The sequence below is a fragment of the Bacteroides sp. D20 genome, from assembly GCF_003436255.1.
GTDB lineage: Bacteria > Bacteroidota > Bacteroidia > Bacteroidales > Bacteroidaceae > Bacteroides > Bacteroides uniformis.
Map to the genome: position 1 here is coordinate 44,009 of NZ_QSOO01000005.1, position 13,972 is coordinate 57,980.

13 protein-coding genes are annotated in these 13,972 nt (G+C 43.8%); all 13 read right to left on the reverse strand.

The annotated features are described in order from the left end of the window. Positions 1-294: 294 nt before the first annotated feature. The 13 genes from DXD78_RS06715 to DXD78_RS21465 all read right to left on the reverse strand — a co-directional run bounded on the left by DXD78_RS06715 (position 295) and on the right by DXD78_RS21465 (position 13,967). A complete protein-coding gene (locus DXD78_RS06715; protein WP_005827481.1) occupies positions 295-543 on the reverse strand; it encodes a DUF4248 domain-containing protein in 249 nt (82 codons plus the stop codon). Between the two features lie 131 nt (positions 544-674). Continuing rightward, positions 675-2,489, reverse strand: coding sequence for a bifunctional DNA primase/helicase (locus DXD78_RS06720; RefSeq protein ID WP_117652629.1), 1,815 nt, complete (start codon positions 2,487-2,489; stop codon positions 675-677). Continuing rightward, positions 2,486-2,797: a hypothetical protein gene (locus tag DXD78_RS21180; RefSeq protein ID WP_147328003.1), complete on the reverse strand. Its 312-nt coding sequence runs from the start codon at positions 2,795-2,797 to the stop codon at positions 2,486-2,488. The genes DXD78_RS06720 and DXD78_RS21180 overlap by 4 nt, the downstream gene beginning before the upstream one ends. Continuing rightward, positions 2,740-3,681, reverse strand: coding sequence for a DUF4373 domain-containing protein (locus DXD78_RS06725; RefSeq protein ID WP_117652630.1), 942 nt, complete (start codon positions 3,679-3,681; stop codon positions 2,740-2,742). Before DXD78_RS06725 ends, DXD78_RS21180 begins: the two co-directional genes overlap by 58 nt. A gap of 345 nt (positions 3,682-4,026) precedes the next feature. Beyond that, positions 4,027-4,164 (reverse strand): hypothetical protein, encoded by a 138-nt coding sequence (locus tag DXD78_RS21295; RefSeq protein WP_230327127.1) that lies wholly within the window; start codon positions 4,162-4,164, stop codon positions 4,027-4,029. A 178-nt stretch (positions 4,165-4,342) separates the two neighbouring features. Continuing rightward, positions 4,343-4,429, reverse strand: a complete 87-nt coding sequence (locus DXD78_RS21300; protein ID WP_229094616.1) for a hypothetical protein — start codon at positions 4,427-4,429, stop codon at positions 4,343-4,345. A gap of 297 nt (positions 4,430-4,726) precedes the next feature. Next, complete coding sequence (locus DXD78_RS06745; protein ID WP_016273905.1) at positions 4,727-5,935, reverse strand: glycosyltransferase; 1,209 nt, start codon at positions 5,933-5,935, stop codon at positions 4,727-4,729. Positions 5,936-5,953: 18 nt separating this feature from the next. Then, on the reverse strand, positions 5,954-7,078 hold the full coding sequence (locus tag DXD78_RS06750) for a glycosyltransferase family 1 protein (RefSeq protein WP_016273904.1): 1,125 nt from the start codon (positions 7,076-7,078) through the stop codon (positions 5,954-5,956). Then, the gene (locus DXD78_RS06755) at positions 7,075-8,271 is read right to left on the reverse strand and encodes a glycosyltransferase family 2 protein (protein WP_117652631.1); all 1,197 of its coding nucleotides are present in this window, start codon (positions 8,269-8,271) and stop codon (positions 7,075-7,077) included. The genes DXD78_RS06750 and DXD78_RS06755 overlap by 4 nt, the downstream gene beginning before the upstream one ends. A gap of 4 nt (positions 8,272-8,275) precedes the next feature. Beyond that, positions 8,276-9,739, reverse strand: a complete 1,464-nt coding sequence (locus tag DXD78_RS06760; protein ID WP_230327126.1) for an O-antigen ligase — start codon at positions 9,737-9,739, stop codon at positions 8,276-8,278. Positions 9,740-9,755: 16 nt separating this feature from the next. Continuing rightward, on the reverse strand, positions 9,756-11,924 hold the full coding sequence (locus DXD78_RS06765; RefSeq protein WP_117652633.1) for a hypothetical protein: 2,169 nt from the start codon (positions 11,922-11,924) through the stop codon (positions 9,756-9,758). 4 nt (positions 11,925-11,928) lie between these two features. Beyond that, a complete protein-coding gene (locus DXD78_RS06770; protein ID WP_117652634.1) occupies positions 11,929-12,780 on the reverse strand; it encodes a TolC family protein in 852 nt (283 codons plus the stop codon). Positions 12,781-12,800: 20 nt separating this feature from the next. Continuing rightward, on the reverse strand, positions 12,801-13,967 hold the full coding sequence (locus DXD78_RS21465) for a sugar transferase (protein ID WP_057089623.1): 1,167 nt from the start codon (positions 13,965-13,967) through the stop codon (positions 12,801-12,803). Positions 13,968-13,972: the final 5 nt, after the last annotated feature.

The following is a 13,972-nucleotide window of genomic DNA, read 5'->3' on the forward strand; positions in this document are numbered from 1 at the left end:
AGGATGGGAGGTTGGGGGAGGTAGGAGGAGGTTGGGAGAGGATAAGGGAGGTTATTGTTTCTTTTGTTTTGGATTTGTGACAAATAGGAGGTATATTTGTATTCGCATAGATGTGCGTAAACTGAATAAAAAGACATGGAATATGTTGGAAAACAGTAATCAGGATATGTGCTGTTTTAGCTCGTTTTGATGAAGTGCGTGAAGTGGTGGTATATGCCAATCTTGAAAACGAGGCATTGCGTGAGCATATAGACAGAGTGGGGGTGAGGATTTATGTGAAAAGGGGGGAACCTTCTAAGAAGGCTCCCCGAAGACATTAATCATAAGCTGCACTTGTGCGGGCGTGTACCGTCGGCAATAAGGGTTCATGCCCGTGGCAAGCAGGCGTTGTTCCAGCCCGGGGGCGGTGCGTATCCATTCGTTCAGCCGGTTGACGGCAGTCTGCTGGGCAATGCCCGGAAGGTAGTACATGGCTAGTTCGCCTTTCCCGTAACTGCGGACGGGGAAGCGTGGCTCTGCAAAGGAATCATTCTGTTTCATCATATTCTTTAAAGTTCAGGTTGTATGTTTTCTTTAATAGGGATAACACGTGATTGCACGGATAACACGTGATTGCACAGTTTGCACATGCTTGCACCTATTCTCTTCTTTCCGTCTTGTAAAGATACGGATTTTTACTCGAATAACCTGCCTTGTTCTTCATTATTTTTCAACCAATTTTCGTTGTCGAACTGCGTGTTCACCGGTCCCGGTCTGTCCCCTTCGGGCGTGTGGATGATGTCTTCCTCGCAGGGCCAGTAGCGTCCGTTCAGGTGGTTGTAGACGAATTTGGCCTCGGTGTGGGCGCTGCCCAGGTGTTTGAAGCGGACTTTCTCGATGTAGATGGTGGCTATCTGTTTCGTGTCGTTACGGTCTACCACGAGGCAGAAGTCGGACATGTTGGCGAAGTTGGCGGAGCCGTTGATGTCGTTCATCTCGACACGGCGCCGGGTGCCGTCCTTTTCGTTGCGGTTCACCTTGCGGGGGTGGGCCACGAGGATGACGAGGCACTGGTTGCGGGTGGCGAAGCGTCCCAGCTTGTTCAGCGTGTCGGTGATGTAGTCCATTTCCGTCTGCCCCGGTTCCAGACGTTGTTCCAGGCGGTTCATGGGGTCGATGACGAGGATGCGCACCCCTTTGCGGCGCACCACCTGGCGGGCTTTCTCCAGGATGTGGTCGATGCCGTAGCTCCCGTCGTCGGGCAGGATGTGCGACACGTTGCGGTCCAGCCAGCCCACTGCCTGCCCGTAGACGGCTTCCGTCATGCCCGGTCCGGGGGTGAAGCGGTGGCCGGTCAGCTTCTCCGCCAGCTTGTGCAGGTGGTAGGCGATGGGCATGTTTTCGGGGCTGAAGAAGGCGATTTTCCACTCGTGGCGCAGGCAGAGGCGCAGCACCAGCTCGTCGGTGAATTCGGACTTGCCGTCGCCGGGGCGTCCGGTCATCACCAGCAGGCGGCGGGGCTCGAAGGTGCAGTGTTCGTCGAAGTTGTCCCAGCCGGTGTCGGCACCCCGCTGCAGGCCGTTCTCGTAGAGGGAGCGCAGGTCGTCGCGGCAGTCTTCGGCGGTGAAGATGCCTTCCAGGGGCACTTCTTCGGCTTGCTCGATGCAGATGCGGAGGCTTTCGGCGCCGTATTTCACCAGATGCTCGTTGGCATCCTTGCAGCCCTCGCCGAAGTGCACGATGCGGCAGCGTTCCACTCCGAGGCGGCGCGTGAGTTCCTGCCGGAGCGACTGCCCTGCCGGGTCCTCGTCTACGGCGATGTAGATGGCCTGCTTGTTTTCGAAGTGCGACTCCACGAAGCGGTCCAGCCACGTGAGGTTGCTCTGGGCGCCGGCGGGCACGGAGACGACGTCCTTGCGTCCGGCGGCGATGATGGCTACCGCGTCGAACTCGCCTTCGGTGATGATGCACTCCGGGGTGACGAGGATGCTGTCCACGTTGTAGGGGATGAGCTCGGCCCCCTTCACCATCATGAAGTGTTTCAGGGCGCTGCGGTACTTGGTGTTGACGAGCGTCCCGTTCTCGAAGTAGTTGAAGCAGATGCAATTCTCCTCCTGGCTGCTCTCCGGGAGGCGCACCGTCTCTTCGGTGATGCGCAGGGTGCGCAGCAGCTCCTGCGGCAGGCAGCGGACGGTGGTCCAGTAGCGTTCCAGGTTCTCGGAGAGTTGCATCCGGGCAGGGTCGAAGGTGGGACGGCGGAAGTGCTGGGGCGGTGCGGCGGGCTTCCGGTGCATGTCGCAGCGCTGCTGCTTGAGGCGTTCTTCGGCGTCGTCGGGCACGTAGAGCTTGTAGCCGCAGTGGTGGCAGTAGCACAAGCCTTTGTCCAGGTCTACGGAGAGTGACTTGTTGCCTTTGTGTCCGCGGGTGTCGTTGCATTGCGGGCAGATGGTCTTGATTTTGCCGCTGATACGGCCGCGGGTGTCAATGCCGCGTTGATGGAAATTTCTCATATGGGATTTGTTTTGTTTGACAGAAGGACGTACTTGTCTTCTTTTTTTTGTCTCTTTGTCCTTTTGTCCGGTAAATGGTTATACATGAATGGTCTCACCCCTTCCGATGCCACACTTCGCGGGTTGAAATGCCACACTTCACGGGGGTAAATGCCACACTTGGGACGTGCTGAGGTGTGGCATTCGGAACGTTGACATGTGGCATTCGGAACGCTGACATGTGGCATTCCGGATGCCGGAGTGTGGCGTTTCAGCCGGGTTTCTGTTTCGGCTTTTTCGATGACGGCGGCGGGGTTTGCGAAGTCCACGAACGGGTCGTTTCGTTCCAGAAGGCGGTATTGTCCGGTCGGGGCGGCGCTCCGTCGGGGATGGGGCAGCCCAGGTAGGTGCGCCGTCCGTTCACCAGCTGCTCGTAGCGGTAGGGGTTGGGCGGTGCGGCGGCGGACTGCTGCTTTTCGAGGCCCTGCAACAGCATATGCAGTTCCTGCGAGGTGCGCTGGCCGGCTTGGGTGTAGAACGTGAAGTAGCTTCGCACTTCTTCCTGGCTGTTCATCTTCTCCTCTTTTCCGAGGAGTACGATGTGTTTCTTGAATTCTTCCAGTGCCGTATCAAAATGCTTGTTCAGCAGGACACTGTAGCCGCTTCTCATGCAGACCATTTCACGGAACAGTTGATTTTTCGACAAGCCATCCACTTGCTTCCTCCAGCTCTGGTAGGGAGTGATGCCGCCGTCGCCGCCGTTCTTTTGGATGACATCGTCGTCTTTTCTCTTCATCTGTTCTTCTCTATTCTGTTCTTCTCTTACGCGCGCGAGGCTGGTTTTGTTTGTATTACCACTGTTGTTCAGTGATTTATCGTCATTTTTCGCATCCTCCGTTTTTTCTGGAGTTTTCAAATCATTTTGCAAATGATTTCCTTTTTCCGTATAGTTGAAGTTGATGGCAGATTCAAATTCTTCTTCGTGGATAGTGAAAAGTTTGTATTCCCAGATGATTTTCTCCATGTATTTTTTGGAGAACCCTTTTCTTGAAATAATATTCAGTTGACTGAAACTGAGTTTCCTGTCGGGCTGTGCACAGAGCATCTCGATGATGCGCAGATACATGCCATAGCCCCTGCATCCTTCATTGTCGATGAGTGCGGCCAGTCTTTTGTCATTAGGCAAATCGTTGGGGTGTTTGAACCAAATCATTTTCTTCGTGTATTAGTTTTCTATTTCCTGATAGTTATCTTATATTCTGAAAGGATAGAAGGGCTTCATAGTGATGTGTAAGGGAGAGACTGTTCAGCGGTCATATCTTTTAAAATATGCGGCAAAGTTACGTATAACAGAACAAGCCTGCAAATGGACTTTTGTAGGGTTTAGCGGCATCTCACCGACCCCAGAAGCTGTCCTGCGTGTGTTACAGTCTCTTTTCGGGTGCTTAGGCATACAATGGAGAAATATGTGTTTTTTTACAGAAAGTAGTCGGTGGAGCCCTCTCTTTAGGCGGCCTTCTACTTGTTACATTCGTAAACATTTGACTCACAGTAGCTATTACTCTCCGGACTTTGTTTTGTGCATACGTGTCATCTGCCGTATGTGGGCCAGACTGCGCAGTTCGCTTTGGGAGAAAGACGATTTCCCTTTCAGCAAATAGTCAATGACCTCTGCAATGATTTCCAACTGATCCAATAATGGATTTCTACTGTGTGCAGTATCCTTTTCGATGTTTACTGCGTCCTTGTCTCCGCTACGGAGGGTAAAGGTTACTTTTTTTACTCATAATACTTTTTTAAGAAAAACGCGACAAAGATACGAATTTCGCCCGATAGATTTCGTATATTTGCAATATGGCAAATGTAGAAAAAACTTATCTGTTGAATTTGTGTTGTTTTTCCCAATTTGACAAAGCTTCAACTAAATCCTCGGAAACATGTTTTAAACTTTGTGTATGCATCACGTCATAGCAGTCTAAAACAAGGCGTTTGAATAAGTCTACCCGTACATCTCCATGGGTGAGATATTCATCTTTCGAGAGCTGGCCCCAAGAGCCATAACAGCGAAATGAATTTTGTTGCTTTCGGAAATTTCATCTTTCATAATCTATTTCCATTTAAAATCCAGACTTTACTATTCTATTTTTGCATCTTTCTTATTGAACGTATGGCAAATATATAAAAGTTTGAAACATGAATAAATGTAATTCCATTAAACTTTCAATTTACTATTTGGTGCAAAGTGGTATATAGTTACCTTATTTTTTTGTCACATATCTGGTAATGGCATTGTAAATTGTCTGTACACTATGTCCCCAACTGTGTGTATGCGCAAAGGCAATGCGGGCATTCTCCAGTTTTGGGTTGCCTGCTTCGTTTGCTGCTGCTTTCAGTGCTATTATCCATTCTTCTGTTGAAACAGCTAAATGAGTGTGTCCGGCAAAGATGCTACGCATGGTATGTGTGCTGGTAGCTACTATAGGTTTTCCCATGGCAAGGTATTCATCTATTTTCAGTGGGTAATTACCATCTGTTATAGAATTGAGTATCTGTGGATTGATGCAGATGTCAAAGTGCTGTATATATTTCGGCAGTTCTTCCACTTCCTTACGTCCTGTGAAGAATACATTCTTTAAATTGTGTAGCAGGTGCTTTTGGAAATGCTTGTCTTCAGGTCCGACGAAAACAAAACTGTAGCCGGGCAACTGCCTTGCGATATTGTATAGCAGTTCACTGTCCAGGCGGCTTTCGATGATAGCTCCCGTATAGCCGACTATTGGCGAGGGGATGTTTTGCATATCCGTCGGTTTGTCCCAATGCCGGGTAGCATCGTATAGTTCAAGATTGACACCGGTATTCAATACATATGTGTGCCGGTTCAGAGGTCGGAGCTGTTCTGCAAAGTAACTGGAATTTGCCAGTACGATATCTGACTGACGTACAAGCATTTCTTCGCAACGTGGTCCGTGCTTGCGCCAATAGGGAAAGCCGATAACATAGTCGCGCCGATAATAAATGCTGATTGCCGGGCAGATATATTCTTTGAGATGCAGGCTTCGGAAAAGGTCGGTATCAATCAAATGCGTATAGTCTTTGAAACCAAGAACATCGGCTTGTTGTACTATCCAGTTGCCAATCTTTTTGCAATTCCGGCGATTGAGACAGTTGAATAGCCATGTAGGAAGTTGTCCTACGGAGTGTATGATGAAGGGGCAGTCCAATACCCATAGATTTTCATTGATTTGCCGCAATGGAGCCGATTTGCTTTGGATGACTTCCAGCTGTCGATGGCCTGTAGGAGATAGAGGCCCTTTTCCTGCTGCAATGCGTAACCTTGTGGCAATATCCATGGGAGGATTGACATAGAGTACACGGTGCTTCTTTGCTATCTCGGATGCGGTGTTCTTGATGGTGCTTCCTATCTCGATGTCCCAGGATTGGAGGCTGGTGATGATGAAGTCTGCCATAGTTTTAGAGGTGTGGGTTTATGGTGTATGGATTTCATTGTAAATCTTCACATATTCTTCAGCTGTGCTTTTCCAAGAGAATTGTTTTACACGTTCTAGTCCGTAAGCAGATTGTTGCCGATAGAAATCATTGTTCTTTTCTAATTGCAGGATGGCGTCTGCAATTTCTGACGGCATTTGCGGATTGACAAGGATGGCGTCAGCTCCGGCCACTTCCGGCATTGCAGAGGTATTGCTGGTTATTACGGGAGTACCGCAAGCCATTGCTTCCAGCATTGGAATGCCGAAACTTTCCCTTAAAGAAGGATAAAGGAAAGCAAAAGCTGCACTATAGAGGGTTACCAAATCACGGTTGTCAATATATCCCGGATAGAATAAATGTACTTTTATATCTGTTATACCTTCTTGCTGGAGGAGTGCGTCAATATGTTCCTCTTTTAAGTCCGCAATGAGTAACGGGCGTTTTATTACAGATGCTTTCAGGTAAAGTGAATAGGCCTTCAGCGTGCGTGCCGCGTTTTTTTTGGGGTCTGTGTTCCCTAAAAAGAACAGAAAACCTTCCTGTGGGATATACTTTTGAATGATATTCTCGTCAATTGTTTCATTCTTACGGAAATGTGTATTATATCCATTATAGACAGCGGTTATCTGTCTATTAGGCAGGTGCAGTGCTTCGCGGATGCGTGTACATTCAAAATGTGAAACAGTGATGATTTTCTTGCATTTCTTTAAGATACGCGGAACAACCAATCGTCGGTAATGCCATCCCATTTCTTGATATAGCGAGGGATTTCGGTGTTGGCGTGGTTCCAAGTAAATAATATCATGCAATGTAAGTACCAGCGGTATGGGGCACCACAATGGAGCCGTATTTGAGGTACAATGCAATATATCTACTTTTAAGTGGCGTACAGCTCGTGGTAATGCAATCTGTTCCCATAGGGGATAGGTGGGGCAACGCAGTTCGATGATGTGGAGATTGTCTGATTCTTTGAGGCAGCAATCTTCACCGGGAGCAACAAGTACATAGTACTCATTGCCATCTTTCCGTTTCTGAAGTTCCCTTAAGACTTCAAGAACGACAAAATCCATTCCGTGTTTGTCGCGGCGGAAGATACGTTGGGCCTCGATTGCTATTTTCATTTATTCTTTTTTGTACTTTTGAAAATACGTCCGAAATGGCTGAAAATGGAAGCGAAAATCAGTATAGGCAATGCCCATACAGCGTGTTTGAAACGCTTGTTTATTTCACCTTCCGGTAAAGCCATTAAGAACGTAATTATGATGAGTAAAAGTAGTATGTACCATTTGAAGGATAAGGTCCAATCAAGTATTGTAATAATTATTGTAGCAGTTACTATGCATGCGATAAGCAGAAATCGTGAAGGTAGCAGCCATTGGAATAGTTTGTTACAGTAGTCCCATTTACCTTGCAGAAAAGCTAATGGTAAATGCTTTAGTGCTAAGAAGGTACTATTATATTGAGCTGATAACCAACGTTGGCGTTCACGACTATATCCTTCTGCATTTTCTTGCTTCTTACTATAGCAGATTATTTCCTGTATGTATTCAGTGTAAATATTTTCTTCAAGTAATCTTACCTCTACTGCCTTTGCTAGGTCAGAGCCTTTAAGAGCAGGAGCAATTCTATGGAACATTTCAAAGTCAAATGCCATACCTGAACCAAGCAATGCGGATGAGAATCCCAATTTTGTATGTCCTTTACGGAATATATTATTATTGATTTCTTCTCCTGCAGCAGATAGAATAGCTGTACTGGTCGTAAGGTTTTCTGTCATACGGTGTGCTTGTATGGAGTCACAACCTGAATAGTATGCATTGTTTAATAAGTGCAACGCATTAGGAACTACACGATTATCAGAATTGAAAATGACTATCATGTCATATTCATGAGGTGAGTATCGTTCCATAACTTGCTGTATAGCGTATACTTTAGTACAATATTCCTTATCTGGTACTACAATACTGACAGGCATTTGAAGGAGGGTTGTCAAGTCTTCTTCTGATAGCTGTGTTGCAGCTGCAGCGATATCATATTTATCCCGCGGATATGTTTGCGTGTCTAGAAAATAATTAATAGATTCTATTACTTCTTTACCGTTACGAAAGACATTAAACAACACTAAAAATTTATGCTGTTTTTTGGATTCTGGATAAGGATTTTTATACTTCATCAAAGATGCCAAAGAATAGATAAATAGATATGCTACCGGAATAAGAAACAAGAGGAATAGAATTGCATCTGTCATTTGCAATACATTGTTGTTCTCGTCCATCCACCAATCAGGATTGAATATTTGAAAAATCTCGTTCATATATTTAGTTTGTTTTTTTAGATAATCGTTGTTCTATTAAGGGCCCATTTAGTATAAAAGCAAAGAAAAAACCTATTAAACTGACACCTGGTTGAAATCCCATACCTCTTCCTACATATCCATTGAGAAATAAACCAAATAAACCACATAGCAGAGCAGCCAAAGTATTTCTTAATTGGGCATCCCGTATTCGAAACATAATGATGTAACAACACCTTAATATTATACATGCAAAAATTAGTATATATAAAACTAATCCATATGTACCACCTTGTGACCAAATATCTACATAGAAAGAATCAGGAGGAATTCTGTAATCAATGTATTGATCATTCTCCCATCTTGGGGTTGTGATATGGCCACCAATACCAGCTCCCATGGGGTGCTTTTTCAGATATTGGGCTATTATCTTTTGATTTTCTATACGAACATTAAAAGATGCATCCTCTGTAGGCTTAAAAGCTGTGCGCATACGACGTATCATTGAATAATTATCTCCAATGTTGGTAAAAGAAAAGAAGCAGAAGATTAGTCCACCTGCTATAATGGAACTTATAATGACTTTTATATTACGGCACAATAAACAGTATAACATAAGTCCTCCCAGAGGAATTATTATACTTCCTCGTGTGCCGGACATTAGCATGCCTAATCCGCCCATACATGCAATTAATAAATAGAAATAACGTAATACTTTGGAATAGGTATGTAAAAATAAAATGGAATAGATAATAGTAGTCATACCCATGATGGCTCCAAAGTTTCCTGCATCACTGAATAATGAAAAATATCTTACTCCGCTACGTAATAAATGCGTTCTCCAACTTCCTTCCATGAGCCAAGCTACTTCAGCAGGATCAAACCATCGGAATTTTTGCCACAATAATTTTAAAAAGACGATAATAGTAAATCCACCTAATATAATTAGTGCATATCGTAATTTCTTGGGACTGGTTAATAGTAATGATGACAAAATGTATAGAAGCGGGGTTGCCAAAAGCCAGCTACGTGAACTGGTAAATATTTTATTTAAATCAGTTCCCAAATTCGTTAATTGTAGAATGATGAAAATCATCCATATAAAGTAACCTATGGTTAGTGTATTGAAAATATCCTTTGCACGAATATCCGAATGTTCATTTGAAATCCTATTTAGAAGCATTGCCATTAGAGTATATATCAGGGCTATATCTAATATGATACTGATTCCATCAAAGCGCGTATAGCGATTAATTGCATCAAAAAAATAAGCAATAGTAGCATATACAACAAAGCTGACAATCGGGTATTTACAACTATAAACAAATAGAAGGATAATACTGGGAGATGCACAAATAATGGCTACAAATATCCATTTTTGAAACATTATTGAATATGCCAACCCACACAATCCTATTATTAGCAATAAGATTGTAAACGTCTTAGGGGAAGCTAGAGCTTCGCGACTTTGCGTGGACATTAATGACATATCTCTATTTTTATAGTTACTTTACAGCTGCACTTTTTGCAGTTAAACCTAATTGTGCTATCCGGCTAAAGAAGGAATGGACAGGAGTTTTAGGAGGTAATTCACCCGTGAACATTTCAACTACTTCACGATCTGCATTATTCAGATAGAGGAAGAGCGGTGTGCTATCCTTGGATACTTCTTTTAGAGGTTTCAATATGGCATCATCGTCACTACTCCATAAACGGCAGGCATTTGCTATTACTAGGTTAAGATCTGCTTGTTTCAGTACTGGCAAGGGAATACTAGAAGTTTTCATAGCAGGGTATTCTACTAAAATAATGTCAGGCTCTTTTTCTGCACTGTTAGGCTGCCAAAAATCAGATAGTTGACGAGCATTGACATATGAATAACCTTCATTGTCAAAATCTTCGCCATATCTTACAATGCGGACGCTCATTCCTTCTGTTTCCCAATATGCAGCAAAATATTTACTTAGGAATGATTTTCCTTCTCCCTTATTTACACTTATTATATTGATGACAGTAGAACGGTGTGGTTGTAGATAATTATTGAATTGTCTGCAACTGTATGCTGCTGCTAGTCTATTACAAGCTTTAAGGAAGCCACGGAATTTGAGATTGCTAGTTCCATTGAAAGCTGCAATTACATCCAGACCGCTAAGACGTTTGCTTCGTAGGGGATCTCGTAATGTTCGGTCTAATAATTCTATAAGTAAGAAATAAGTTATGATAAACGCCATACTTCCTATAAATGCTGCAATAACATAAAGTATTCGTCTGCGACCATTATCTGTAAGAGGATAAGATGGCTCAGCAACGATTTGCAGGTTGCTGGTGTTCATTTCTATATTTTTCAGCCTAAGGTTCGCGTCTGCTAAACCTTTGAGTTGTGTACGATAATTATCTTCAGCAATGCCAATGGAACGTTGTTTCCGATTTACTTGCGTACCAATTGGAGACATATGGCTGTATTGTTCAAAAATATCTTGCTGACGGCTCTTTAGAACTTTCAATTCTGCTTGAGCTTTAGTCTCGTTAACTAAAGCTTGCAGCCATTCACTTACCATACTATGAACAGAAACGCCTTCTTTAGATATACCATATTCATTCAAATTATCAGATATATGGTTTATCTTTTTTTCTGCTTTTTGGAGTTCTTGTTTACTCTTTTTTAATAGTATATTGTTATCTTGAATTTTATCAGAGACAAAAATCTCTTGTTCCATAATATTTTGGTTCAATCTACTGACATTCTCAAGCTCTTTAAGCAAATCACTGTTGTTTCGGATTATTTTAGCACGAATGTCCATTTCTTGTTCCAGCATTGAACGTAATTTAACAGCACTTTCGTAATTGCGTGTAGCTTCTTCTACCCGGTCATCCACGTTGTATCGCGTGCCTGCTAAGAATTTTGTTTCTTCGGGATAATTGATGACTTGCTCTTGAACACAATAGTCCATTAAACCATTCTCTTCTTCATTCAGAGCTGTTTTGGCTATACGAACTTGTTCCTGGAAATAGGCTATCACGTCTTGTGTCGATTTAAATCGTAATATCTCATATGCTTTTGTTAATTCGTCTATTAAAATAGATACAGTTTGCTGAGTTATGCCTGGATCTGAAGCTGTATAAGTAATGTTTAAGATATCACTGGTACCATCTCTTTTAACATCAATCTCGTCAAGAGCAGTAGCACTATAAAAGGGTACTGGACGGTTGAACATAGCATATACGAAATTATCACTATTCTCTTTTCGATAATTAGTTAAGTTTTCAGCGGTTTTCACCACGTCTTTTCTGTCAACTAAAGTTAGTACTTCTTTGGGCGTTTGCTGCAATAGTTGACGGTAGTTTTTTGCTTGGATATATCGGGTATCCTTCCATTCTTCGCCATATGTTAATGCATTTGCAAGAAGACGAACTGATACTTTTTCCAGAGTTCCTCTTGATTTGGCAATGCCTACTAAATTGTCAAAAGTGCTATTAATAGATATTAGATTTGCAGAACTTCCATCAAGAGAGGTGGAATTTGTAACACCGGCATATAAACTTCCCTCAACAGTATAGCTAAAAGGAAGAAATTGTGTGAAATAAATTACAATACCTGTGATAATAAGGGTACCCCACAGTAGCCAATATCGGATACGATAAATGAAATTTGCTATAAATTGTGCTATATCCATATTATTACAATTTATCCTTGATAATTTTTACATTAGTAAGCATCTCTAATAAAATAATAGAATTGTGTAGAGCTACCCGAGCTTGTTCATAGGCAGTTACAGCTCCCGAACGTCGAGAACGTTCCATGGAAAGGTCTGTAATATCCATTGTCCCGTTTATGAAATTATATTCACATATTTTCATTTGTGCATTATACAAAGCCGCTGTTTCTGCTTTAGCTTTTATTGTTGCAAGCTGTTCCGTCACAGCGTTATATGCTTCCAATACACGTAAACGGCGTTCTTCCATTACTTCCTCTTGTGAATACTGTAGTTGTTCTATTTGATAACGATAATTTTTTAGTTTAGTTGGCCGATTGAATATGTCACCTAAACTTACGCCGATACTAGCACCTACATTGAAATTGTGCTGGGCACTTGACATGGTAGTTTGATACATAGGAGTAAATTCATCACTAGCATTACCTATAATGTTATATCGTCCATAAGAATAGTTACCATTTAATCGAATATAATTTAGCCAATCCCGTTTTTGAAGACGATATTCATTTTTGACTTGTTCTACTTGTGACTGAGCTCTTTTTACAGTAGCGTTCTCTATTACTGCATCAAGAAAGACTGATAATGGTGGAAGTTCCAGCCTTTCAAGTTCTGTCAATGTCTTAGGAGCAGTAGATTCCAATGTATTAACTTCGAACTTCTCGTCTTCCATCTTCAACCTCTCCAACGCCTTTATCCGTTCCTCCCGTGTCAACTCCTGCTGCGCAGCCACAGACAAAGGTACCCCCAACAATCCTAAAAGGATTACACTGTAAATGATGGACTTGATATATCTTTTTATCATCTCTAAAGCCATATAATTCCTATTATCTTTTTTTATACATTCTCTTTTTGCACAAACGCTGTCAGCGTCTTGCACAGTATCTTCATGTCCAGCCAGAATGAAAATTCTTGGGCGTACTTAATGTCCAGTTGCTTTCGCTCTTCGGCCGACATCTTCCCGGCGCCGCCTCGTTTCTCCACTTGCCACAGTCCCGTCAGTCCGGCGGGAGCCATGAAACGCTCGATATACGCGTCGCTGGTCAGCAGCTCGGCCTCGTAGAGGGGGAGCGGGCGGTTGCCCACGATGCTCATGTCCCCTTTGAGGACGTTGAACAGCTGCGGCAGTTCGTCAATGCTGTACTTGCGGATGAAACGGCCTACGCGGGTGACACGGGGATCGTTCTCTATCTTGACAAACGTATTCTGTTTTTCTTGGGCCTTCTTTTTAAGGAAATCTTCTTCAGAGATGACAAAATCGTCCGAAATCAGCAGGGTAGCCTCTTCTTCGGAAGTGCCGGTCAGGTCGTCGAAGCGGATATCGGGCTGCTCGTCCGTAAGCTCTTCCTCTATCTTATATTGGTTGAGGGCGTTCAGCTCTTTCAGGCGCTTGTCGGCATTGGTGTACATGGAGCGGAACTTCAGGAAGTTGAATATCTGGTAGTTGCTGCCCACACGCTGGGACTTGTAAATCACTCTTCCCTTGCTTTCCACGCGGATGGCTATGGCTGTCGCGATGAGTATGGGAGACAGCACAATCAGTACGGCAACGGCAAAAAGGATGTCGAATATGCGCTTCCACATAGGCAGGTGGAAGGTGTTGAATATCTTACGGTGTGACTGGCTGAATTCCTGCAACTTATGCTCCTTGCGCAGTTGGAGGAATTTTGTCATTTGCTGGAGGCTCTCTTCGCTGGCCATGGGGGAAAGGGTGTTGTTGACACCTGCCTGCAGATAGAGCTTGCGGTGTTCCTTCTGCAGTCCTTCGGTGATGAGGATGATGTAGACACGGGGGAAGCGCTTGTGCAGGAAAGTGATATTCTGGCTGTCCTTTTGAGGGGTGCTTTCTTCGTAAAGAATGGATGTGTTGTACCGTTCGCGGATACCGTCGATGACTTTCGCCGCTTTGTTGCAGGATGAAACAGCCATGAACATGCCTCCCGCAATTTTGCTCAAGTGGTCGATGGTGACGCGATTGCTACCTATGTAGATATAATATAACATATCCA

Coding starts and splice junctions, on each gene's coding strand:
- DXD78_RS06715 (WP_005827481.1), bottom strand. CDS start 543: ATGATGAAACAGAATGATTCCTTTGCAGAGCCACGCTTCCCCGTCCGC.
- DXD78_RS06720 (WP_117652629.1), bottom strand. CDS start 2,489: ATGAGAAATTTCCATCAACGCGGCATTGACACCCGCGGCCGTATCAGC.
- DXD78_RS06725 (WP_117652630.1), bottom strand. CDS start 3,681: ATGATTTGGTTCAAACACCCCAACGATTTGCCTAATGACAAAAGACTG.
- DXD78_RS21300 (WP_229094616.1), bottom strand. CDS start 4,429: ATGCATACACAAAGTTTAAAACATGTTTCCGAGGATTTAGTTGAAGCT.
- DXD78_RS06745 (WP_016273905.1), bottom strand. CDS start 5,935: ATGGCAGACTTCATCATCACCAGCCTCCAATCCTGGGACATCGAGATA.
- DXD78_RS06750 (WP_016273904.1), bottom strand. CDS start 7,078: ATGAAAATAGCAATCGAGGCCCAACGTATCTTCCGCCGCGACAAACAC.
- DXD78_RS06755 (WP_117652631.1), bottom strand. CDS start 8,271: ATGAACGAGATTTTTCAAATATTCAATCCTGATTGGTGGATGGACGAG.
- DXD78_RS06760 (WP_230327126.1), bottom strand. CDS start 9,739: ATGTCATTAATGTCCACGCAAAGTCGCGAAGCTCTAGCTTCCCCTAAG.
- DXD78_RS06765 (WP_117652633.1), bottom strand. CDS start 11,924: ATGGATATAGCACAATTTATAGCAAATTTCATTTATCGTATCCGATAT.
- DXD78_RS06770 (WP_117652634.1), bottom strand. CDS start 12,780: ATGGCTTTAGAGATGATAAAAAGATATATCAAGTCCATCATTTACAGT.
- DXD78_RS21465 (WP_057089623.1), bottom strand. CDS start 13,967: ATGTTATATTATATCTACATAGGTAGCAATCGCGTCACCATCGACCAC.